General features: G+C 45.6%; 21 protein-coding genes and 1 pseudogene. All 22 read left to right on the top strand.

Going from position 1 to position 21,967, the window contains the following annotated elements; all coding sequences use genetic code 11:
- Positions 1 to 38 precede the first annotated feature (38 nt).
- Complete coding sequence (locus tag RYL27_RS01840) at positions 39 to 1,427, top strand: dihydroorotase (RefSeq protein WP_314964835.1); 1,389 nt, start codon at positions 39 to 41, stop codon at positions 1,425 to 1,427.
- Positions 1,428 to 1,529: 102 nt separating this feature from the next.
- Positions 1,530 to 2,252 (top strand): dihydroorotate dehydrogenase electron transfer subunit, encoded by a 723-nt coding sequence (locus tag RYL27_RS01835; RefSeq protein ID WP_314833556.1) that lies wholly within the window; start codon positions 1,530 to 1,532, stop codon positions 2,250 to 2,252.
- Positions 2,253 to 2,265: 13 nt separating this feature from the next.
- Positions 2,266 to 3,177, top strand: coding sequence for a dihydroorotate dehydrogenase (locus RYL27_RS01830; RefSeq protein WP_314964833.1), 912 nt, complete (start codon positions 2,266 to 2,268; stop codon positions 3,175 to 3,177).
- 77 nt (positions 3,178 to 3,254) lie between these two features.
- Positions 3,255 to 3,959 carry an orotidine-5'-phosphate decarboxylase gene (gene pyrF, locus RYL27_RS01825; RefSeq protein WP_314328789.1) on the top strand — a complete coding sequence of 235 codons (705 nt, stop codon included), beginning with the start codon at positions 3,255 to 3,257 and terminating at the stop codon, positions 3,957 to 3,959.
- Positions 3,960 to 4,106: 147 nt separating this feature from the next.
- On the top strand, positions 4,107 to 4,745 hold the full coding sequence (gene pyrE, locus RYL27_RS01820) for an orotate phosphoribosyltransferase (protein WP_007156787.1): 639 nt from the start codon (positions 4,107 to 4,109) through the stop codon (positions 4,743 to 4,745).
- A 105-nt stretch (positions 4,746 to 4,850) separates the two neighbouring features.
- On the top strand, positions 4,851 to 5,777 hold the full coding sequence (gene pyrB / locus RYL27_RS01815; RefSeq protein ID WP_314344361.1) for an aspartate carbamoyltransferase: 927 nt from the start codon (positions 4,851 to 4,853) through the stop codon (positions 5,775 to 5,777).
- A gap of 133 nt (positions 5,778 to 5,910) precedes the next feature.
- A complete protein-coding gene (locus tag RYL27_RS01810; protein ID WP_007156785.1) occupies positions 5,911 to 6,342 on the top strand; it encodes an aspartate carbamoyltransferase regulatory subunit in 432 nt (143 codons plus the stop codon).
- 103 nt (positions 6,343 to 6,445) lie between these two features.
- Positions 6,446 to 7,885, top strand: a complete 1,440-nt coding sequence (locus RYL27_RS01805) for a 4-alpha-glucanotransferase (RefSeq protein WP_314964830.1) — start codon at positions 6,446 to 6,448, stop codon at positions 7,883 to 7,885.
- A 105-nt stretch (positions 7,886 to 7,990) separates the two neighbouring features.
- Positions 7,991 to 8,824 (top strand): HAD family hydrolase, encoded by an 834-nt coding sequence (locus RYL27_RS01800; RefSeq protein WP_314964827.1) that lies wholly within the window; start codon positions 7,991 to 7,993, stop codon positions 8,822 to 8,824.
- A 163-nt stretch (positions 8,825 to 8,987) separates the two neighbouring features.
- Entirely contained in the window at positions 8,988 to 10,421 is a 1,434-nt protein-coding gene (locus tag RYL27_RS01795; RefSeq protein WP_314964825.1) for a DHHA1 domain-containing protein, read from the top strand.
- Between the two features lie 124 nt (positions 10,422 to 10,545).
- Positions 10,546 to 11,250, top strand: a complete 705-nt coding sequence (locus RYL27_RS01790; protein ID WP_314346604.1) for an N-acetylmannosamine-6-phosphate 2-epimerase — start codon at positions 10,546 to 10,548, stop codon at positions 11,248 to 11,250.
- The gene (locus RYL27_RS01785; RefSeq protein ID WP_314833732.1) at positions 11,247 to 12,626 is read left to right on the top strand and encodes an extracellular solute-binding protein; all 1,380 of its coding nucleotides are present in this window, start codon (positions 11,247 to 11,249) and stop codon (positions 12,624 to 12,626) included. The genes RYL27_RS01790 and RYL27_RS01785 overlap by 4 nt, the downstream gene beginning before the upstream one ends.
- Positions 12,627 to 12,781: 155 nt before the next feature.
- Positions 12,782 to 13,687: a carbohydrate ABC transporter permease gene (locus RYL27_RS01780; protein ID WP_308579994.1), complete on the top strand. Its 906-nt coding sequence runs from the start codon at positions 12,782 to 12,784 to the stop codon at positions 13,685 to 13,687.
- A 9-nt stretch (positions 13,688 to 13,696) separates the two neighbouring features.
- Entirely contained in the window at positions 13,697 to 14,617 is a 921-nt protein-coding gene (locus RYL27_RS01775; RefSeq protein WP_007156777.1) for a carbohydrate ABC transporter permease, read from the top strand.
- A gap of 98 nt (positions 14,618 to 14,715) precedes the next feature.
- The gene (locus RYL27_RS01770; RefSeq protein WP_314964822.1) at positions 14,716 to 15,633 is read left to right on the top strand and encodes a dihydrodipicolinate synthase family protein; all 918 of its coding nucleotides are present in this window, start codon (positions 14,716 to 14,718) and stop codon (positions 15,631 to 15,633) included.
- A 129-nt stretch (positions 15,634 to 15,762) separates the two neighbouring features.
- On the top strand, positions 15,763 to 16,428 hold the full coding sequence (locus tag RYL27_RS01765; RefSeq protein WP_314964820.1) for a GDSL-type esterase/lipase family protein: 666 nt from the start codon (positions 15,763 to 15,765) through the stop codon (positions 16,426 to 16,428).
- 8 nt (positions 16,429 to 16,436) lie between these two features.
- Positions 16,437 to 17,417: an ROK family protein gene (locus tag RYL27_RS01760; protein ID WP_308579991.1), complete on the top strand. Its 981-nt coding sequence runs from the start codon at positions 16,437 to 16,439 to the stop codon at positions 17,415 to 17,417.
- 142 nt (positions 17,418 to 17,559) lie between these two features.
- Positions 17,560 to 18,702 (top strand): N-acetylglucosamine-6-phosphate deacetylase, encoded by a 1,143-nt coding sequence (gene nagA / locus RYL27_RS01755; protein ID WP_314964817.1) that lies wholly within the window; start codon positions 17,560 to 17,562, stop codon positions 18,700 to 18,702.
- 803 nt (positions 18,703 to 19,505) lie between these two features.
- Positions 19,506 to 19,961, top strand: a complete 456-nt coding sequence (mscL, locus tag RYL27_RS01750; protein ID WP_314328778.1) for a large conductance mechanosensitive channel protein MscL — start codon at positions 19,506 to 19,508, stop codon at positions 19,959 to 19,961.
- Between the two features lie 230 nt (positions 19,962 to 20,191).
- Complete coding sequence (locus RYL27_RS01745) at positions 20,192 to 20,965, top strand: acyl-[acyl-carrier-protein] thioesterase (protein ID WP_314964815.1); 774 nt, start codon at positions 20,192 to 20,194, stop codon at positions 20,963 to 20,965.
- The gene (locus RYL27_RS01740) at positions 20,934 to 21,590 is read left to right on the top strand and encodes a S1-like domain-containing RNA-binding protein (protein WP_183684539.1); all 657 of its coding nucleotides are present in this window, start codon (positions 20,934 to 20,936) and stop codon (positions 21,588 to 21,590) included. The genes RYL27_RS01745 and RYL27_RS01740 overlap by 32 nt, the downstream gene beginning before the upstream one ends.
- 242 nt (positions 21,591 to 21,832) lie before the next feature.
- A pseudogene (locus RYL27_RS11445) lies at positions 21,833 to 21,967 on the top strand (sugar ABC transporter ATP-binding protein); the annotation flags it as partial.

The raw sequence follows: 21,967 nt of genomic DNA, 5'->3' as shown, positions 1-21,967 counted from the left end.
ACTCTGTCGGACGTAGAGATAGGAAAAAGGAGGATAGGGTGAATAAAATCGTTCTTCGCAATGGCTTTGTTTACAAAAAGGAAGGAATCGTAAAGGCTGATCTTTTGATTTCTGAGGGAAAACTATTTCTTCAATTCTCTAAAATGGACGAAGAAGGTGCCACCGTTTATGACGTGGATGGAAAATTAATAGTTCCGGGCTTCGTGGATGTACATGTACATCTGCGGGAGCCCGGTTTTTCTTATAAAGAGACCATCAAGAGCGGATGCAGAGCGGCTGCCCATGGTGGCTATACGGCGGTTTGCGCTATGCCGAACTTAAATCCTCCTCCTTCAAATATAGAGAATTTGACTTTGGAAATGGATAAAATTCACGAGGATGCCTGCATTGCCGTGTATCCTTATGGAAGCTTAACGAAAAATCAGAGTGGAAGAGGGGAGTTATCCGATATTGCGGAATTGGCTCCCTATGTCATCGGTTTTACCGATGACGGAAAGGGGATGCAGGATGACTGGCTGATGCTGGAGGCCATGGTTCAGGCAAAGGCGGTGGGAAAGGCCGTGATTGCCCACTGTGAGGATGAAAGGGAATTAAAACCCGGCGCTTGTATCCATGAGGGCATGTTTGCAGAGGCTCATGGCTACATCGGCATCAACAGTGCTTCAGAGTGGAAGCAGGTGGAAAGAGATATTCATCTGGCGGAGGAAAGTGGTGCCCAGTACCATATCTGCCATGTTTCCACCAAAGAATCCGTGGCGCTTATTCAGAAGGCTAAGGAAAAAGGACTGCCCGTATCCGGTGAGACAGGTCCTCATTATCTGATGTTTACCGATGAGGATTTACAGGAGGATGGTTCCTGGAAGATGAATCCGCCTATCCGCAGTATGGAGGACAGGGCGGCATTGATTAAAGGCATTCAGGAAGGTGTGCTGGACTGCCTGATTACAGACCATGCCCCCCATAGTGCGGAGGAAAAGTCCAAGGGCTTAGATGGCTCTTCCTTCGGAATCGTGGGATTGGAAACTGCCTTTGCTTCCATGCTGCACAATATGGTGCTTCGTAACCCTTTGGATCAGGATCCGGAACGGGTGGATTTTAGAAAGGCAAAGTGCAGTACGGAAGAGCTTTTCAAGGATGGCGGAAAAAAGGCTTATGGTGCGATTTCTTTATACAGACTTATGGAAATCATGTGTACCAAACCAAGAGAGCTTTTCCCCATTCGTGGACCCAAGTATATTGCAGAGGGAGAAGAAGCGGATCTTGCAATCCTGGACTGTGAGAAAGTCTATCAGGTAGACCCGGAAAAGTTTTACTCCATGGGAAGAAGCACTCTTTTCTCCGGTATGGAGGTACAGGGGGAGGTAGTGAAGACCTTTTATGAGGGGAAAGAGATTTATGATAGAGAAAAGGGTTTCTTGGAGGACTAAGCTCTTGTTTCGGAAGAGTTGAGTGAAAGCCCTTGGAATATTAAGGAATTACAAAAAACAGTTGCGTCAAGGTTTTGGGAGTAAAGGAGTAAAAGAGGGAAGATGAAAGAACGGGAGTTTAAGATTTTAGAGAATCGTCCCCTTGCAAAGGATGTATATCTTTTGAAGCTGGATGGAGATTGCTCGGCGATTCATAGACCCGGGCAGTTTGTGGAAGTGGAGATTCCGGGAAAATATCTTCGCCGTCCCATTTCGGTTTGTGATGTGGAGGGAGATCAGCTCACACTGATTTATAAGGTACTGGGACAGGGTACAGAGCTTCTTTCCTATAAAGAAGAGGGGGAATATCTATCCCTTCTAACCGGTTTGGGTAACGGCTATGACTTAAGCCGGGTTCCGGATCATCCGGTGCTTTGTGGAGGTGGGGTAGGAGTGCCTCCCCTTTACTACCTTTGTAAAAAATTGGTACAGGAAAAGAAGCACCCTTATGTGGCTTTAGGATTTAGAAGTAAGGAAGATGTTTTCTTCGAGGAAGAGTTCCGTGCTTTATCCGTACCGATTAATATTACCACGGAAGACGGCTCCTATGGAGCCAAGGGCTTTGTAACGAGCATTTTGGGACAGCATGACTATGCCCTGTGCTGCGGGCCTGAGCCAATGCTAAAGGCGGTGTATCAAGGGGTAAAGGACGGACAGTTCAGCTTTGAGGAAAGAATGGGCTGCGGTTTTGGCGCTTGTATGGGTTGCAGCAGGAAAATGAAGACCGGGATGAAACGGATTTGCAAGGACGGACCGGTATTTTCCTATGATGAGATTGCATGGTAAGGAGGGGAGAAAAATGGTGGATTTAAGAACAAAACTCTCTTCGCTGGAGTTGGACAACCCTTTGATTCCTGCCTCCGGTTGTTATGGCTTCGGACAGGACTTTGCGCCGCTCTATGACTTAAATATTTTAGGCTCCATTTCCTTTAAGGGAACTACGGCGGAACCGAGAGAAGGAAATGCCCTGCCCCGTATTGCAGAGTGCCCCATGGGAATGTTGAATTCCGTGGGCTTGCAAAATCCGGGGGTTAAGGTGGTGGTGGAAGAAGAGCTTCCCGCCTTAAAAAAGATATTCCATAAGCCGCTGATTGCCAACATTTCCGGCTTCTCCTTCGAGGAGTTTTCCATCCTTGCGGAGGAGATGGATAAGGTGGAAAATGTAGGGCTTTTAGAGGTAAATATCTCCTGCCCCAATGTGCATAACGGCGGGATGGCCTTTGGAACTGACGCAAAAAATGTGACGGAGGTTTGTAAGCGGGTAAAGGAAAAAACCAAGAAGCCTGTCTATATGAAACTAAGCCCCAATGTAACGGATATTACGGAGATGGCCAAGGCGGCGGAAGCAGCCGGTGCGGACGGCATTTCCTTAATCAACACCCTCTTGGGAATGCGGATTGATATAAAAAGAAGAAGACCGGTTTTAGCCAATAAGGTGGGAGGATATTCCGGACCGGCAGTCTTCCCCATTGCTCTTAGGATGGTGTATCAGGTGCGAAAGGCTGTACAGATTCCCATTATCGGCATGGGAGGCATTGCCTCCGCCGAAGATGTAATCGAAATGATGATGGCGGGAGCCAGTGCGGTGGAAATCGGGGCGGAGAATCTGGTACACCCCTATGTTTGCCGGGATATTTTAGAGAATCTTCCCATTCTTTGCGAGGAGCTGGGGATTTCTGCCTTACAGGATATTATCGGGATTATTGATTAACAGAAAAAGTTTTTTCGTTTTGCGAGATAAGAAATGAAGATATAGCTTTTGGATAAGTCAGACAGAAAGGATAGACCATGGGAAAAGACGTGATTGTAGCTTTAGACTTTCCGACAGGGAAGGAGGCATTGGACTTTTTAGACCTCTTTCAGAAGGAAGAGCGGAAGCCCTATGTGAAGGTAGGGATGGAGCTTTTCTATAGCGAAGGACCGGAGATTGTACGGCAGATTAAGAAGCGTGGCCATTCTATTTTTCTGGATTTAAAGCTCCACGACATTCCCAACACCGTAAAGGGAGGCATGGCTTCTCTGAAGGCCTTAGGAGTGGATATGACCAATGTGCATGCTTCCGGAGGAATCCAAATGATGAAGGCGGGTCTGGAAGGGCTTTCAGGTGGAGAGCATTTACCCATCCTGATTGCGGTAACCCAGCTTACCTCCACCGACCAAAGAATGATGGAAGAGGAGCTTTTGATTCCGAAAACCGTGAAGGAAGTGGTACTCCATTACGGGGAAAATGCCAAGGCGGCAGGACTTCACGGAGTGGTTTGCTCCCCCCATGAAGCCAAGGAAATCCATGAAAGAATCGGTGCAGACTTCTTAACGGTTACCCCCGGAGTGCGTTTTGCCGGAGGAGAAGTGGGAGACCAAAAGCGTGTCATGACACCGGAGGAGGCCAAGAAGGTTGGCTCCGACTATATCGTCATGGGACGGCCCATTACCAAGGCGGAGAATCCGGTGGAAGCCTATCGGGAGGCAGTACGTCAGTTTTGTGATGCCTAAGCACCGGAATGTGCAAAGCACGGTGGAGGCTATCGAGAGGCAGTAAGACTGTTCTGTGATGCCTAGCTTCCAAAACGCAAGCGTAGCATGATAGAGATTGTGAGACATCAAATATAGAAAAGCTTATAAGATAGAAAAGGAGATATTATGGGAAGAAAAGAAGAGATTGCAAAGGGACTTTTATCCATTCAGGCGGTATTTTTACGGCCGAAGGATCCTTTTACCTGGGCATCAGGGATTCATTCTCCGATTTACTGTGACAATCGTCTGACCCTGTCTTTCCCTAAGGTGAGAAGACAAATCGAAGAGGGCTTAGCTGAGCTTGTAAAGGAAGAGTTTCCTGAGGCGGAGGCACTGTTCGGAACCTCTACCGCAGGAATCGCCCATGCAGCCATTACCGCAGAAATTCTTGGTCTTCCCATGGGCTATGTTCGTGGCTCCGCAAAGGATCACGGAAGACAGAATCAGGTGGAAGGAAAGCTCAGTAAGGGAGATAAGGTTGTGGTGGTGGAGGATTTGATTTCCACCGGAGGCTCCGTGCTGGACTGCGTAAAGGTTTTACAGGAAAATGGAGCGGAAGTTCTGGGCATAGTCAGCATTTTCACCTATGGCATGCAGAAGGGAAAGGACAGACTGGCGGAAGCCAAGGTAGTAAACCACTCCCTTTGCGATTTGGACGCCCTTCTTCCCGTGGCGGTGGAGCAGGGCTATATCGAGAAGGAAGAGCAGGAAAAGCTGCTTCGCTTCAGAGATAACCCCTCCGATGAGTCCTGGAGAGAGGCATAAAGTTTTTTCTATAGGAAATTTTCCTTGAAGAAAATATTCCGGAAGAAACAAGATGAAAAGCTGATTTCGCAATGGTTTGTAGGCAAAAATAGGAAAGGAAAGAAAATGGCAAAGGAAAATCGTAGTATTATTAACATCTTGGATTTGAGCGTTGAAGAGCTGGATCATTTGATGGATCTGGCGGATAAGATTGAGAAAAACAAAGAAGAGTACTGGGAAAGATGTAAGCATAAGAAGCTGGCGACTCTATTCTTCGAGCCTTCCACAAGAACCAGACTTTCCTTTGAGGCGGCTATGCTGGAATTAGGCGGATCCGTTCTGGGCTTTGCCGGAGCCAGCAGTTCCTCTGCGGCTAAGGGAGAAAGTGTAGCGGATACCATTGAGACCGTCTCCAACTATGCGGACATTATTACTATGCGGCATCCCAAGGAGGGAGCACCGGTGGTAGCGGCAAATCATACCTCCGTACCCTTTATCAATGCGGGAGACGGCGGACATTTTCACCCCACCCAGACCTTGGCTGACCTTTTAACCATTCGGAGATGCAGAGGAGAGCTTTCCGGCTTAACCATCGGTCTTTGCGGAGACTTAAAGTTCGGCCGTACCGTGCACTCCCTGATTGATGCGATGCTTCGTTACCCCAATAACCGCTATATTCTGATTTCCCCGGAGGAGCTACAGCTTCCGGAGTACGAAATTGAAAAGCTGAAGGAAGAGGGAGCGGAATTTATCCAAACCACCGACTTAGAAGGCTCTATTCCTGAACTGGATATTCTCTACATGACCAGAGTGCAGAAGGAGCGTTTCTTTAACGAGGAAGATTATCTTCGTTTGAAGGACATTTACATCCTGACCAAGGAGAAGCTGGAAAATGCCAAGAAGGATATGGCGATTCTTCACCCCCTTCCCCGTGTAAACGAGATTTCCGTGGCGATTGATCAGGATGAAAGAGCCAAGTATTTCTACCAGACGCTTTGCGGAAAGCAGATGCGTATGGCATTGATTCTGTATCTATTAGGATTGGATCAGTAAGAAAATGGAAGCTTGAAAGCTAGCTTGAAAAGAGAACTGGAAAAGAAAACTTTAAGAATAATCATTGGAAATGACTGAAATGTTTGATATAGGAAGTACATTAAGCTTCTTTAATATAGAGAAAGGATAAAAGATGAAGATTGACGGAATCGAAAACGGAATTGTACTGGATCATATTAAAGCCGGAAAAAGTATGCTGGTATACAAATATCTGGGGCTGGACAGTGTAAAGAGTCCGGTGGCTTTGATTCAAAACTGCCATTCTCAGAAAATGGGACAGAAGGACATTGTAAAGATTGCGGAAAATATTGACCTGGACTTAAACGTCTTAGGCTATATCGGACCGGGCATTACCGTAAACTACATTCAGGACGGAAAACGGGTGAACAAGGCTACTCTGTCTTTACCGGATACCTTAAAGAACGTATTACATTGTAAGAATCCCCGTTGCATTACCTCTACAGAGCAGGAGCTGCCACACATCTTTAAGCGGATTCAGGGACAAAAAAGACAGTATCGTTGCATTTACTGTGATACAATTGCGAAAAATGACGATTTTGAATAAGAGATGATAATAAGGTAAAGCTTTTTTCGATGAGAAAAAATATTTCAAATCGCAGAAAAAACGGAAAGCAAGATATTCAATTCAATGAGAATAGGAGAGTAGGATGGAGAAGAAAATTTTAGACAGAAGAAGAGCGGGACTTTTGATGCCTATATTTTCCTTGCCGGGAAAATACGGTATCGGTTCTTTTTCCAAGGAGGCCAGAGCCTTTGCAGACTTTTTAAAAGAGGCAGGTCAGAGCTATTGGCAGATTCTTCCCTTAGGGCCAACGGGCTATGGAGATTCCCCCTACCAAAGCTTCTCCACCTTTGCCGGAAACCCCTATTTTATTGACTTGGAGCAGTTACAGGAGGAGGGCTATCTTTCGGAAGCGGATTGTGCTGCGCTTGCCAATGCCTCCGAAAGCCAAATTGACTACGGTATGCTTTATGAAAAGCGTTATCCTATCCTGAAGAAAGCCATGGATCGATTCTTCGAGAAGCTGGAGACGGAAGCAGGGCAGGAAGAAAAGAAGGCTTTTCAGGACTTCTGCGAGAAGAATTCCTTTTGGCTTTCTTCCTATGCCCGTTTTATGGAAGGAAAGCTTCCTTATCCGAAGGAGTTTCATGAAGCCTGCCAGTACTTTTTCCAAAAACAGTGGCTGAGCTTAAAGGCCTATGTAAATAGCCTTGGGATTCAGCTGATTGGCGATATTCCCATCTATGTTTCTCTGGATTCCTCCGATGTGCTGGACAACCCCTCCCTGTTCCAACTGGAAGGGGGAAGACCCAAGGCGGTGGCAGGGTGCCCTCCCGATGCCTTTGCGGAAAATGGACAGCTTTGGGGAAATCCTCTCTACGACTGGGAGAAGCATAAGGAAACAGGCTATGCCTGGTGGATTTCCAGAATGAAGCACTGCTTTACTCTTTATGATGTGGTAAGAGTTGACCATTTCCGGGGATTTGATGAGTATTATTCTATTCCTTACGGGGATGAAAATGCGAAAAGGGGCCACTGGGAGAAGGGTCCGGGAATGGACTTGTTCCATGCTTTAAGAGAAGCTTTGGGAGAGCAGGTGGTGATTGCGGAAGACTTGGGCTATGTCACAGAGTCTGTAAAAAAACTGGTGGAAGACAGCGGTTTCCCCGGGATGAAGCTTCTGGAATTTGCCTTTGACTCCAGAGAAAGCGGAGATTATCGGCCCAATACCTGGACGGAAAATACGGTTTGCTATACCGGAACTCACGATAATCAGGTCTTAAAGGACTGGTTCCTGGAAATTGAAGATGCGGATCGACAGATGGCGGCAGACTATGTGGGAAAAACCGTGGAAGAGCTTTTAGCTATGGATTATGTGGACTTTTTTATTAAACTGACTTTAAATTCCAGGTCCAACACCGCGATTATCCCCTATCAGGATTATTGCCATAAGGGGAAGGAAGCCAGAGTGAATAAGCCCTCCGTTCTAGGCTGTAACTGGAGCTATCGTTTTCAAAAGGAAGATTTCACCAAGGAAATGGCGGAGAAGATTCGTGCCTTCTGTGAGGAAAGCAAAAGAATTTAAAGCGGTTTTCTGACTATTTCTATAGCTGAAGCTATGGCAGATTGCGTTAGAAGTGATAAAGCAGCATATATCATTCGGAAAACAGTATAGAGAAAATAGGGAAAGATGAGAGAAGAAGTAAATTGTTCTAAGAATAGAGAAAAGAAAAAGGGGATGGTGGCCTTTGACTTAGACCATACCCTCTTAGACCATAAGAAGGGAGCCATCACGCCCTCCAGCTTGGAAGCCATTGAACGCCTAAAGGAAAATGGCTATCTTGTGGTGCTGGCTTCCGGCAGAAATATGTATGATCGCTATTCTTACGACTATTTGAAAGAAATCGCTCCCCATGCTTTGGTGCAGATGAACGGTACCAAGGTGCTTTTGGATCCCTTGGAGAAGCAGGAAGTTTTGATGCATAGCGTGATGTCCAAGGATTTGCTGGAACGATTGATTCGCTTCGGAAAGGAGCATCATATTGCTCTTGGAACCGCCATAGAGGATAGGGATTATTTCACGGAAGAGGAACAGGTGGTACAGTACGACCTGAATTTTGTGCAGGAAAGCGACAGGAATTTCGCTCCGGTGGAGGAACTTTTAAAAGAAGAGGTTTCTGCTCTCTGTTATTGCGGTGGCGTAGAGGGGGCAGAGGCTCTTAGAAAGAATTTTCCGGAGTTAAATGTCTTTCCCTTTAGCAGAGACACCGGGGCCGACCTTTTGGAAAAGGGCTACAGCAAGGCTATGGGCTTAGAGAAAATCGCCGAGGTTTACCAGATTCCCAGAGAAAAGACGCTTGCCTTCGGCGACAGCTTTAATGATGAGGAAATGCTTCTTTGGGCAAATGTTGGCGTTGCAGTAGGAAATGCCATTCCCTATATCAAAGAAAAGGCGGATATTGTGGCAAAGCCCATTTGGGAGGACGGTATCTACCTTACCCTAAAGGACTTAGGGTTGATCTAAGAAGCAAAAGGGAAAGTATCGAAATCTGTACTTTAAGAAGGATAAGAGAAAGTGTGGAAATCTGTACTTTAAGAAGGATAAGAGAAAGTATCGAACTTTTTGCCTTAGCAGTAGCAAAAAGCAGTAATTCATAGCTATTCTTAGAATAATTAACGAGGATAAAATGATTAAAGAAGCCTTATATTATCAAAGAGGAGTCAGAGGGAAAGAGGCGGAAAAAGAGCTTCTTATTGTGGAAAAACGGGAGCTTTCCGAAGAGGAAAAAGAAGAGTTTGTAAAAAAACGGGGAGGAAGCTATTCTTCCCTTTTTTGCTATAGACTTTCAGAACCCTTCTTCTATCCGGAGGGAGGAGGGCAGCCCTGTGACAGAGGAAGCATTGCCGGGGCGGAGCTTCTCTTTGTGGAGGAAAATGAAGGGGAGCTGTGGCAGTATGTAGAAGTGGATTTGTCCAAGGGAGAAAAAGTCCTTTGTAAGTTTGATGAGGATTTTCGAAGATGGCAGTCGGAAAACCACAGTGCAGAGCATATTTTTTCAGGTCTTGTGACAAGGCGTTTTCCCTATAAAAACAGCGGTTTCCATATGGAATGTTTCGGGGAAAATCCCCACATGACCGTGGATTTTGACGGAGAATTTAGCGAGAAGGAACTGGAGGAGCTGGAGCAGGGCGTGAATACCGTCATTCGAAAAAATCTTCCCATAAGAGAAATTTATCTGGCAGGGGAAGAAGAAAATGCGAGTTTGGAAAGAAAGGAGGACAGTATTTCTTTTCGACAAAAGAAGGCTTTAGAGGGGGATATTCGTATTATTGAAATTCCCGAGGTGGATTCCTGTGCCTGTTGCGGAACCCATCTTAGCTTCACCGGGGAGATTGGCGTATTTACCATTCTTTCCTATGAAAAGCATAGAAAGGGTTGTCGCTTGACCATGCTGGCGGGGGAGCTGGCCTTTCTTGCTTTGGAAAAAAAGCTAAAGCTCTTATCCGGCTTTGCCCAAAGCCTTAGCCGACCTTGGACAGAGATTCCGGAGGCCTTCCGGAGCTTGCAGGAGAAAATCTTTGAAAAGGAAGAAGAAAAAAGAGGAATTTTAGAGGCGGGAATCCGGCTTTTGGAAGAAAAGATATTGAAAGAGCTGGAAGAGCAACGGAAAGGAATAGAGGACGGAGAAAAGCCGGAAAGGCCGGAAAGAACTGAGGAAGCCCGGGAAGTGGAAAGGCCGGAAAGAACTGAGGTAGCCCGGGAAGTGGCGGAAAGGCCGGCCAAAACGTTATTTCTAGGGAGTCCTCTAAAGGATAGCTGCTTTTCCTACTACGGAAAGAATCAATACCTCTTCCTCTATCTTTCCGATCTTGGGATGAAGGACCTGCAAAAAATCTGTGACAGACTGCGACGCTCTCTTCCCCTTTCCCTCATTTGCCTTGGAAAAAAGGAAGAAGGCTTTTCCCTGGTGGCAGGAAGCAGAGAAGAAGATATGCGAGTCTTTGGAAAGCTACTGGGAGAAAAATTGTCCTTCCGGGGAGGGGGACAGAAGGAGATGATTCAGGGAAGCAGTGTTAAAGGATTTGAAGAGATGAATGCCTTTATTGAAAGAATTTTATAGAGAAAGCCAAGTTTTTTCTTGTTGAAATTGAAAAATCTAAAACTATACTTAAGAAAGGACAAGAAGAAAAATAACTTTTCTTCAAGAACGAATAAAAAAATTTTTCAGGAAAAAGGAGTGTTCCATGACAGAGAGAATCAAGGGATTGAAGGGTAAACTCATTGTATCTTGTCAGGCGCTGCCGGAGGAGCCCTTACATTCCTCCTTCATTATGGGAAGGATGGCCAGAGCGGCAAAGATGGCAGGGGCCGGAGGCATCCGGGCCAACACCAAAGAAGATATTGCGGAGATAAAGAAGGAAGTGGAGCTTCCTGTTATCGGTATCGTTAAGAGAGATTACGAGGATTCGAAGGTATATATCACACCCACCATGAAAGAGGTGGATGAACTTATGGAAGTAGGGGTAGATATCATTGCGATTGATGCCACCATTTCCAAAAGGCCGGGGGGAAAGAGCCTGGCAGAATTTTTCCGGGAAATAAAGGCCAAATACAAGGATCAGGCATTTATGGCGGATTGTTCCACGGTGGAAGAAGCCATAGAAGCGGATCGCCTGGGATTTGACTTTATTGGCTCCACTATGGTGGGCTATACAGAGCAGTCTAAGGGAGATCGAATTGAGGCAGACGATTTCCTGATTCTTCGGAAAATGATTGAGAGCGTAAAGCATCCGGTCATTGCCGAAGGCAACATCAACACTCCGGCAAAGGCGAAACGAGTTATGGAGCTTGGCGCCTATGCGGTAGTTGTTGGATCAATTATCACAAGGCCGCAGCTGATTGCGGTACCCTTTGTGGAGGCACTCAAAGAATGGGAGGAGAAACAATGAAGAAAAGAATCTTAGCATGGGGAGCAGCGTCTCTGCTTCTGGCAAGCAGCTTGGCAGCTTGCGGACCAAAGGCTACGACAGAGACAGAGAAGAAGGCGGAATCCGGAAAGGCAAGTGAGGCCGCTTCCGAGAAGGCCGAGGGAGCTTCCGAGGATGAGGCATTAAAGGCTGATTTAAAGCTCTACACCTATCCTATCGGAAAATGGGGCGACAGCGCTTCCGTAGATACCTTGCTGCAGAATTTTAACGCAAAGTATCCGGATATCCATGTTACCGTAGAGTATCTGGACTACCAGAGTGGTGACGACCAGGTAAATACCGCTATCGAAGGAAAAGCGGCACCCGACCTGATTATGGAAGGACCGGAGCGTTTGGTGGCAAACTGGGGCGCAAAGGGATTGATGGTGGATTTGGCGGATCTCTTTGAAGATGATGCGGCAAAGGATATTTATCCCAACGTAGTAGAGGCTTGTAAGTCCTCCGAGGGAAAGTACTACGAGTATCCCTTGGCTATGATTGCACACTGCATGGCTATTAACAAGACTGCCTTCGAGAATGCAGATGCATTACAGTATCTTGACTTGGACAACCACACCTGGACTACAGAGAATTTCTTCAAGGCTGTGAAGGCTCTGCATGATAAGGGTCAGGAAAATGTTGCGGCAGTTTACTGCGGCGGACAGGGCGGAGACCAGGGAACCAGAGCTTTGGTAAACAACCTGTACGGCGGAAAGTTTACCAATAAGGAGCATACCGAGTATGCTGTAGATTCTTCCGAGAATGCACAGGCTTTAGAAGAGCTTGTGAAGGCAGAGGGAATTAATTTTGACCCGGCTTTGGTTGGAGGAGATGAGATTACCCTTTTCAGAAACGGAACCCTGGCAATGTCTCTTTGCTGGAATTCTGCTCAGCAGAACAACAAGGACAACGGCGAAGCGGGAAAGACCAACAACGGCGATGAAATCATTCCTATGCTTTTCCCTGCAAAGGACGGAAAGGCAGAGCTTTGCGGAGGAATCTGGGGCTTCGGAATCTTCGACAACGGAGACGAGAACAAGGTGAAGGCTGCAAAGGCATTTATCCGCTTCATGGCGAACGATGCGGAACAGGCAAAGCTTTCCGTACAGACTACAGGATTCTTCCCTGTACACAAGGATCTTACAGACGTTTATGAGGGAACAGAGAACGCAGAGACTATGAAGCTTTTCACAGAGAAGTTCATGCCTTCCTTCGGAGACTACTATCAGGTGACTCCGGGCTGGGCAACTGCCAGAACAGAGTGGTGGAACATGCTTCAGAGAATCGGTCAGGGAGGAGAGGTAAAAACAGAATTAACCACTTTCCAGACCAATGCTAACGCAGCGGCAAAGGCATAAAAGGCATAAATTTGTAGCGCTATCCAGCATGCAAGCTTATAAAAATGTTTTAGAATGTATTTGAGAATCATTCGAAACATTTGTGAAGAAGAATAGGCTCCGGAAGGCTCACCCTTTGACGGGAAGCCTCCGGAGTTTTTTTTAGAGGAGAGAAAATGGACTACGTACAAAGCAATCGAAGCAAAATCTTAGCCCAAAGAGAAACTCGCTCTGCCTATTTGTTTTTATTGCCAAGCCTTGTGTTCTTTCTGGGCTTCGTAATTTTTCCCATGATTTTGTGCGTCTATACCAGTTTCTTTGATGCCACCATGGGAAAGAATGTGGCAGACCAGTTTATCGGTTTGAAAAACTATACAGAGCTTTTCGGAGACAGCATTTTCCAAAAAGCACTGAAAAATACCTTAATCATCGTTTTGGTATCCGTTCCGACGGTAGCGATTTTTTCCTTATGGGTGGCCTCCGCCATTTATAAGATGAAGGGACCGGTACTTTCCGCCTTCCGCTGTATCTTCTACCTGCCGGTAGTAACAGGCTCCGTAGCGGTTACCGTGGTATGGAAATGGATGTTCCATAATTACTATGGCTTGTTCAACTATGTGGGAACCCATACCGGCGTGTTGGAGAAGAATATCAACTGGCTGGGAGATGCCCGTTTTGCTCTGCCCTGTATTATTCTGATTTTATTTACCACATCCGTGGGACAGCCAATCGTCCTCTATGTTTCCGCTCTTGGAAATGTGGATGATTCCCTGGTGGAGGCGGCTTCCGTAGACGGTGCCACCAATCTTCAGCTCTTCTGGAAGATTAAATGGCCCCAGATTATGCCGACTACTCTGTATATTCTGGTTATTACCACCATCAACAGCTTCCAGTGCTTTGCCCTGATTCAGCTCTTGACTTCCGGTGGACCGAACCACAGTACGGATACGGTAATGTATTATATCTATTACACAGCCTTTAAGCTTTATCGTTACGGCTACGGCAATGCTATGGGTGTGATTTTGGCGATTATCATTGCCTTACTCTCTGCATTACAGTTCCAGTTGGCAAAAGAAAAATAGGAGGAATTTATGCATAAGACAAAAAATCTTTATAGCTTACTTAGCCTGTTCCTGCTAATTCTCCTGGCTTTTTTCTTTCTTTTTCCCTTATACTGGATAATTACAGGATCTTTTAAAACCGCCCAGTCTATCAACGGCACAAGCCCGGACTGGTTCCCAAAAGAGTGGGTACTATTGAATTACCAAAAGCTCTTTTCCCGTCAGCCCACCGCCCTCTTTACCTTGAGTATACCCTTTAGCGGAGCCTTCTCCGGAACAGGGAAGGATATTGTGCTGATGACAGGCCCGAAGGTGCCGGGAGCGGTACGTTGGCTTTTAAACACGGTGTTCATGTCCTTATCCGCCATGATTTTAACCTGTGTAACCGCCTCTATGGCAGGCTACGCCTTGGCAAAAAAACGTTTTAGAGGAAGAACTCTTTTGTTTACCCTGATTGTTTGCGCTATGGCTCTTCCCAAGCAGGTAATTTTGATTCCGCTGATTCGGGAAATGTCCTTTTTAAAGCTTTACAACAGCCTTTTGGCAGTTATCTTCCCCACCGTGGGATGGCCCTTCGGCGTGTTCTTAATGAAGCAGTTCTCCGAGGGTGTGCCCGGGGAAATGCTGGAAGCCTCCCGCATTGACGGAGCCTCCGAAGCTAGAATCTTTAGCCAGATTGTGCTTCCCATGATTAAGCCGGGAATCGGTGCCTTGGCCATCTTTACCTTTATCAACAGCTGGAATGATTATTTCATGCAGTTGATTATGTTAAGCAGTACGGAGAACTTAACCATTTCTTTGGGAATTGCCAAGCTACAGGCGGAAAATGCCACAGACTTCGGTATCATCATGGCAGGAGCAGCGGTGGCGGCTATCCCGATTTTGATTGTATTCTTAATGTTCCAAAGATATTTTACCCAGGGTATTGCCATGGGAGCCGTTAAGGGATAAAAATGTAAATGTAAGCCGGTGGGATTCTTACAGTATCCTGTTTATTGTGCCGACTGAAATATCAAGAGGCTTGTATTAGCCTGCAAAAGGAGATAGATATGACAAATGTAGAGAAATTTCAAGGAATTTTACCGGCCTTTTACGCCTGCTATGAGGATAATGGAGAGGTGTCTGTAGAGAGAACCAAGGCCTTAGTTCGTTATTTCATTGAAGCCGGTGTGCAGGGCTTATATGTCAACGGTTCTTCCGGAGAATGCATTTACCTTTCCGTAGAGGACAGAAAGCAGATTTTGGAAGCGGTGATGGCGGAAGCCAAGGGAAAGCTTCGCATCATTGCCCATGTGGCTTGCAACAATACCAAGGACTCCGTGGAGCTGGCTAAGCACGCGGAAAGTCTGGGAGTAGACGCCATTGCCTCCATTCCTCCCATTTACTTCCGTCTGCCTAGCTACAGCATTGCGGAGTACTGGAATACCATCAGTGCGGCAGCACCCAACACCGACTTCATCATTTACAATATCCCCCAGCTTGCAGGAGTAAGTCTTACCAAGGATTTATTCATGGAAATGAAGAAGAATCCCAGAGTCATCGGAGTAAAGAACTCCTCCATGCCTGTTCAGGATATTCAGAATTACAAGGCCTGGGGCGGAGAGGACTTCGTGGTTTTCAACGGCCCGGATGAGCAGTTTATCGGGGGAAGAAGCATGGGAGCCTGTGCCGGAATCGGCGGAACCTATGGGGCTATGCCGGAGCTTTTCTTAAAGATGAATGCTCTTTTCAAGGAAAACCGTATGGAAGAAGCAAGAAAGATTCAGTTTGCGGTAAATGAAATCATTACCCTGCTTTGCAGCGGTCACGGCAATATGTATGCCATGATTAAGGAAGTGCTGAAGCTTCGCAAGGGTTTGAATGTGGGTTCTGTAAGAAGTCCGTTAAGTCCCTTAACAGAGGCGGATTTGGAGATTGCAAAGAAGACCGCCAAGGTCATCGATGAGACAGTAGCGCGCTTCGTATAAAAGATTTGCCTGCTTTGTAGGGTTTCCTGGAAACTTTACAGAGCAGGCTAAAAGTGCTTTTAGGGGACATTCCCCCCGGGAGCAGCTATAGATAAACAGCATGAAAGGAAAGCAATTAAAGGAGGAAATATGGCAGGGGCAAAGACCATTGTTTGTTTTGGAGATTCCAACACCCACGGTTACAACAATAAAAACGGCAAACGATTCAGCGAGCATGTGCGCTGGCCCATGGTTTTACAGGATTTATTAGGAGAGGAGTATCTGGTACGGGAGGAAGGCTTATCCGGTCGTACCACGGTCTTTGAGGATCCCTTGTACGAAGGACTTTCCGGCGTGAGCATGATTCGTCCCATCCTTCTTACCCATGAGCCGGTTTCTCTTTTGATTATTATGCTGGGCACCAATGATGTGAAGGAGCGCTTTTCCGCTACTGCGGAAAATATCTCCAGAGGCTTGGAGCGTTTAATCCGAAAGGCTCAATCTGTTCAGGAAGCCTTTACGGAAGAAAAGCCGAAAATTCTGATTATCGCCCCCTACCCCATTGACCCGGAATACAAAGACACTATCGTAGGAAATGAAATGGGAAAGGACTGCTGTGAAAAGTCCAAGGCCATTATTCCTCTGTATGAGGCGGTGGCAAAGCGTACCGGCTGTGCCTTCCTTTCGGCGCAGGACATTCCCGGGGTAGAAAACTATCCCTACGACTATATGCATTTAAGTCCCGATGCCCACAAGGCCTTGGCGGAGCATCTGGCTAAGTGGATTCCCGATTATTTTTCAGAAGAAGGAAAGTAGGTAGCAGTATGGAAAAGCGATATTTTGCCCTGGACATCGGAGGCACCAAAACAAAATATGCCCTTTTGGGAGAAAAGGGAGAAATCCTTTCTACTTATGAAAAGGACACCGAGGCCCAAAAAGGCGGTTCCTTTATTCTGGAAAATGTAAAAGGAGAAATCCATAGAGTATTAGCGGAATTAAAGGGAAATCCGCCGGAGGGGGCACAAGCAGATACAAAGGGAGATGCAAAAGCTGAGCGAACAACAGAAGCCAAAACAGAGCCACTTCTATCCGGTATCTGTATTTCCACCGCAGGAATGGTGGATGAGATAAAGGGAGAGATTATTCATGCAGGCCCCCAGATTCCGGAGTACAAAGGAACAAAGTGGAAGGAAGAGATAGAAACTGCATTTTCCATTCCCTGTGAGGTGGAAAATGATGTAAAGTGCGCCGGTCTTGGAGAATATTCCTTTGGTAGCGGAAAAGGGGCAAGTTCCATGCTTTGCCTTACCATAGGCACCGGTATCGGCGGCAGCTTTATCCTAAACGGAGAGGTATATCACGGCACTTCCCATTCCGCCATGGAAATCGGCTATATGCAGATTCCCGGTGGGATGTTCCAGCGTATGGCCTCTACTTCTGCTTTAGTGAAGAGAGTAGCCAGCAGAAAGGGAGAGCCGGAAGAGCTTTGGAACGGAAAGCGGATATTTGAGGAAGTGGCAAAGGAAGATAAAATCTGTCTGGAAGAGTTGGATAGGCTTTGTGATGCTCTGTCCATTGGACTAAGTAATCTGTGTTATGCTTTTAACCCGGAATGTATTGTGCTGGGGGGAGGCATTATGGAGCAGAAGGATATCCTGCTTCCTAAGATTTGGGGACACTTACAGGAGCATTTAGTGCCTATCGTTGCGGAGAATACCCGCTTGCTGGCGGCCAGCCTTGGAAACAGGGCAGGACTGCTGGGGGCTTATGTGCATTTTCATAACAGGCAGAAGAGTAAAGCCTAAAAACCCCAAAGCCCAAAAATCATAAGTTTAATCATCAAAAGCTTAAAAGAGTTAAAGTTTATTCCCATAGGAAAGCTATCAAACTCTTGAAAAAACAGTGCATGCTTTGGAAAAAATAGTGCTTGTTTGAGAAGGATTTAAGATGGAAAAATATTGTATCTTTACAGAAGAAAAAAAATTTACTTTAGCTTCCGTAGAAGTGAAGGACGGGCGCTTTTCTGCGATTCATAAAGAAAGGGAGCTTTCCGAAGAGGAAGCATTTTCCTGTCCGGAGGACTTTCTCCTGCCGGGACTAATCGACATTCATTTTCATGGCTGTTTGGGAGAGGATTTTTGTGATGGTACCAGAAAGGCCATGCAGACTTTGGCAAAGTATGAGGCGGAGCACGGCATTACCGTCATTTGTCCGGCAACCCTGACATTGGCTGTGGAAGATTTGGAAAAGGTCCTTTCCTTAGCGAAGGAATACCATGAGGAAGGCTTAAAAATCGGAGAGGCCAGACTCCTGGGCATCAATATGGAAGGCCCCTTTATCAGCCCGGTGAAGAAGGGGGCGCAGAATCCCAATTACATTTTGAAATGGGATGAAAAGCTTGCGGAGCGCTTCTTACATTGCTCCGGAGGACTGGTAAAATATATGGGCTTGGCGCCGGAGGAGAATCCTGATTTCCAGCGTTTTATTCCGAAAATGAGGGGGAGGGTGAAGATTTCCCTTGCCCATACCAATGCGGATTTCCCCACAGCCTTGAAGGCCTACCAGGCAGGAGCCAGTCATGCGGTACACCTTTTCAATGCCATGACCGGTCTGGATCACAGAAATCCGGGAGTTGTGGGAGCTACCATCGAGGAAAAGGAAGTATTTGCAGAGTTGATTACGGACGGCATTCATGTGCATCCTGCCATGGTGCGTTTGGCCTTCGAGGCTTTGGGGGAGGATAGAGTCATTCTTATCAGTGACAGCCTTCGTTCCACCGGAATGCCGGACGGGCTTTATGACCTTGGGGGGCAGGAAGTGGAGAAGAAGGGAAAGCACTGTACCCTGACATCCAACGGAGCATTGGCAGGCTCCGTGTCCAATGTTTATGACTGCCTTTGTACTGCGGTAAAGGAAATGAAGATTCCTCTTAGAAAGGCTATTACAGCAGCCAGCCTAAACCCTGCCCGGTCCTTGGGGATTGAGAAGGACTACGGCAGCATTACGGTAGGAAAGCAGGCGGATTATCTGATTGTGGATAAGGACTTAAAACAGAAGGCCGTTTATCAGGCCGGAAAAAAGATTATTTAGATCCTATACAACAGCAAGATTGGGAATGAATAAAATTACTAAAAATGCAAAGAAAAATGTAAGAGGAATAGCATTTGACGAAATCTCCTTCCAATTCTATAGTTAAAATAGCTTATTTATAATTCATAACAAGTATCCCTTGCAAAGCGTGGGATATCTCGTTTTAGAGGATTGGGAGGAGGAAAATATGAATACAGAAAATCAAAAGCCATGGCTGTACAGAAGTGTTAAGAGCACTTTGAGTCTGGCTTTTTTCTTGGAAATCTTGCTCTCTTATTTTATGCCTTTTTCTGATAAGGGAAATCAAATAGGGATTGGTTTTCCCTATACCTATCTTTATATACAAAAACAGGGAAGCTTGAATTTTTCTCCTTTTTTCTCTACCGCTTTGAATCCGCTGAGATTGATTTTGAATCTTTTCTTTTTGTATCTTTTATTAAAGTTCCTCTCCTGGTCCTGGTGTTTTTTGGAACTAAATAGGAAACAGAACTAGGAGTTCAGGCGATAGTTCTTCTCAAAAAGAGGAAACAAAGCTAGGAACTATGGGCGATGGTTCTTCTCAAAAAGAGACAACAAAGCTAGGAGCTATCGGCGGTGGTTCTTCTCAAAAAGAAGAAAAATGAGTATTAACTCGGCAAAAGCAATGACTTAATAAGTGAATAAAAATAAAAAAACAATAAACATTGTCATTTTCAGAAAATAGAACTTGCCAAAAACTCTCTTCTATACTAGAGTAGCGAAGGATTTTAGGACGGATAGAGTAAAGTTCTAAAAGGGAGATTCTATATTTTAAGGAGAGACAAATGAAGGGTTTTTTAAAAGAGTTTAAGGAATTTGCTTTAAAGGGAAACATGATTGATTTGGCAGTCGGCATGATTATCGGTGCTGCTTTTACCGCATTGGTGAATAAGCTGGTATCTGACCTGATTATGCCATTGATTTCCTTGATTACAGGAAAGATTGACTTTGAAAACATGTTCATTCCTTTAGCAGGACAGACCACCAAGGTTTACTCTGAGGCCGTTGAGCAGGGTGCGGTATTGGCATACGGTTCCTTCATCACTGCGGTAATCAATTTCCTGATTATGGCTTTTGTGGTATTTGTCTTCGTTAAGCAGATGAACAAGTTAAAGAAGGCTGAGCCGGAAGCAGCACCTACAGAGAAAGAGTGTGAGTACTGCAAGACTATGATTCCTATTGCGGCAACTCGTTGTCCTCATTGCACATCCAAGTTGGCAGGATACGCAGAGTCCGTTTAAGAATACTGAAAGAAGAGGGGAACCTCTTCTTTTTTTGTAGGAAAGATAGAAACTGTATGCAGAATAAAAAAAATAGAGTAGAATAGGGCAGAAAGAATTCCGGAGGGGAGCTATAAAACAGAAGGAAAAGGTATTTTCGGAGCTGTGTAATAAAATAGTGAGGAACGGGAGTCCGGATTCAATGAGATAGAGTAGCTTTTAAGGGGAAAATCAAGAAAGGGTGGCAAAGGATGTATGAGATTCAAGAGAGAGTTCGTTATTCCGAGGTAACGGAGAAGGGAGAAATGAGCCTGTTTTCCGTGGTGAATCTTTTGCAGGATTGTTCCACCTTTCATTCTCATGATGTGGGAATGTCCATTGAAGTTTTACAGAAAAAGCATAGAGCATGGCTCTTGAGTGCTTGGAATATTGAGCTATATGCCCTGCCTAAGCTCTATGAGAAGCTTTCCATCGGAACGTCTCCCCACAATTTCCGGGGGATTTTCGCCTATAGGAATTTCTGGATTCAAAATGAAGCAAGAGAGTTCTATGTGAAAGCAGACAGCGAGTGGTTCAGCTTTGATTTGGAGAAGGGACGTCCCGGAAAGATTACGGAGGAATTGATTGCGCCCTTTAAGGAACGGGAGGATGTGTTACATTTGCCTCCCCTGCAAAGAAAAATTGCTTTTCCGGAAAGCTATCAGGAGGGAGAGCTCATTCCCGTTGTGCAGGATTTTCTGGATACCAACCACCACATGAACAACGCCAAGTACATTGCTTTGGCGGAGGAAGTTATTTTCCAATGTACAGGAAATCCGGCTATTCTTTTCACCGAAGGAGTAGAGAAAGCCGATTCTAAGAGAGAATTTTATTCCATTCGGGCGGAATATGTGAAGGCCTATACTTTAGGGGACAGTATTTTCCCAAGGGTAGCAATAGAAGAGGGTAGAACGGTTGTAGCCTTTTATAATCAGAATAAGGAGTTATGTTGCCATGTTGAAATTAGGAAAAATCCAGACGCTTAAGATTCTTAGGGAAAAGGATTTTGGTGTTTTTGTGGGAGAGGAAGGAGGAGACAGCGTGCTTCTTCCCATCCGTCAGGTTCCCAAAGGGAAGACCATAGGAGATGAGGTTTCCGTATTTTTGTATAAGGATTCCAAGGACAGGTTAATTGCCACCACCAAAAAACCTTATCTTGAAGTAGGAGAAATCGGAAGACTGCGGGTCAGCGATGTAAATACCATCGGCGCCTTTGTGGATATCGGCTTGGAGAAGGATATTTTGGTGCCCCACAGAGAGATGCGTTATGCCTTAAAGAAGGATATGGAGGTGGAGATTTACCTTTATGTGGACAAGACCGAGCGTTTGGCAGGTACTATGTATACCAAGAAAAAAGAGGATGCCAAGCATTTGACGCAGGAGGAAATAAATGCTTCCCGTTATGAAAAGCTGGGAGAGCAGATTGAACGGCTGATTGAGGAGAAGTTTGAGGGACATATCCCTTATACGGATAAGACCGTGGATCCGGAGCAGGTGAAAAAGGACTTCGGCGTGTCAAAAGCCGCCTTTAAAAAGGCTATTGGCAAGCTTTTAAAGGAAAAAAAGATTAAAATCACCAGAACGGCAATTTTTAAAATTTATCAGGATTAGCAACAAAGAGGGGGGATTCTGCTAAAAATCCCCTCTCTTTTTGGGCAGATTGACATTTATTTAATAAAGGAACTCTATCTTGTACAAAATTAGGAGCATTTTTTCGGAAACTTAGTCTATAGCCAGAAAGAGGGAAAGTAGATAGAATACTATTAGCATAAGTATGCGAAAATCCTGGAATTCATATACCGGTTTTCTGCTGAAAAGAAAGCATAAATCATATTTATAGAAGGAGAAACAGCATGGCAAGTGTGCAGCTCAAAAATGTGGTAAAGAAATACCCCAACGGATTTGTGGCAGTAAAAGATTTTAATTTAGAGATTGAAGACAAAGAGTTCATCATTTTCGTAGGACCTTCAGGATGCGGTAAGTCTACT

Source organism: Oribacterium sinus (genome assembly GCF_963537195.1).
Classification (GTDB): domain Bacteria; phylum Bacillota; class Clostridia; order Lachnospirales; family Lachnospiraceae; genus Oribacterium; species Oribacterium sinus_A.
Note: the sequence above shows the minus strand (reverse complement) of the source record. Positions and strands in the feature narration are given on the sequence as shown.

Bases quoted from the DNA above. Each gene is read 5' to 3' on its own strand.
- RYL27_RS01775 (WP_007156777.1), top strand. From the start codon at position 13,697: ATGCATAAGACAAAAAATCTTTATAGCTTACTTAGCCTGTTCCTGCTA.
- RYL27_RS01810 (WP_007156785.1), top strand. From the start codon at position 5,911: ATGAAGATTGACGGAATCGAAAACGGAATTGTACTGGATCATATTAAA.
- RYL27_RS01800 (WP_314964827.1), top strand. From the start codon at position 7,991: ATGAGAGAAGAAGTAAATTGTTCTAAGAATAGAGAAAAGAAAAAGGGG.
- RYL27_RS01760 (WP_308579991.1), top strand. From the start codon at position 16,437: ATGGAAAAGCGATATTTTGCCCTGGACATCGGAGGCACCAAAACAAAA.
- RYL27_RS01770 (WP_314964822.1), top strand. From the start codon at position 14,716: ATGACAAATGTAGAGAAATTTCAAGGAATTTTACCGGCCTTTTACGCC.
- RYL27_RS01780 (WP_308579994.1), top strand. From the start codon at position 12,782: ATGGACTACGTACAAAGCAATCGAAGCAAAATCTTAGCCCAAAGAGAA.
- RYL27_RS01790 (WP_314346604.1), top strand. From the start codon at position 10,546: ATGACAGAGAGAATCAAGGGATTGAAGGGTAAACTCATTGTATCTTGT.
- RYL27_RS01745 (WP_314964815.1), top strand. From the start codon at position 20,192: ATGTATGAGATTCAAGAGAGAGTTCGTTATTCCGAGGTAACGGAGAAG.
- RYL27_RS01830 (WP_314964833.1), top strand. From the start codon at position 2,266: ATGGTGGATTTAAGAACAAAACTCTCTTCGCTGGAGTTGGACAACCCT.
- RYL27_RS01740 (WP_183684539.1), top strand. From the start codon at position 20,934: ATGTTGAAATTAGGAAAAATCCAGACGCTTAAGATTCTTAGGGAAAAG.
- RYL27_RS01795 (WP_314964825.1), top strand. From the start codon at position 8,988: ATGATTAAAGAAGCCTTATATTATCAAAGAGGAGTCAGAGGGAAAGAG.
- RYL27_RS01765 (WP_314964820.1), top strand. From the start codon at position 15,763: ATGGCAGGGGCAAAGACCATTGTTTGTTTTGGAGATTCCAACACCCAC.
- pyrB (WP_314344361.1), top strand. From the start codon at position 4,851: ATGGCAAAGGAAAATCGTAGTATTATTAACATCTTGGATTTGAGCGTT.
- nagA (WP_314964817.1), top strand. From the start codon at position 17,560: ATGGAAAAATATTGTATCTTTACAGAAGAAAAAAAATTTACTTTAGCT.
- RYL27_RS01805 (WP_314964830.1), top strand. From the start codon at position 6,446: ATGGAGAAGAAAATTTTAGACAGAAGAAGAGCGGGACTTTTGATGCCT.
- pyrE (WP_007156787.1), top strand. From the start codon at position 4,107: ATGGGAAGAAAAGAAGAGATTGCAAAGGGACTTTTATCCATTCAGGCG.
- RYL27_RS01785 (WP_314833732.1), top strand. From the start codon at position 11,247: ATGAAGAAAAGAATCTTAGCATGGGGAGCAGCGTCTCTGCTTCTGGCA.
- pyrF (WP_314328789.1), top strand. From the start codon at position 3,255: ATGGGAAAAGACGTGATTGTAGCTTTAGACTTTCCGACAGGGAAGGAG.
- RYL27_RS01835 (WP_314833556.1), top strand. From the start codon at position 1,530: ATGAAAGAACGGGAGTTTAAGATTTTAGAGAATCGTCCCCTTGCAAAG.
- mscL (WP_314328778.1), top strand. From the start codon at position 19,506: ATGAAGGGTTTTTTAAAAGAGTTTAAGGAATTTGCTTTAAAGGGAAAC.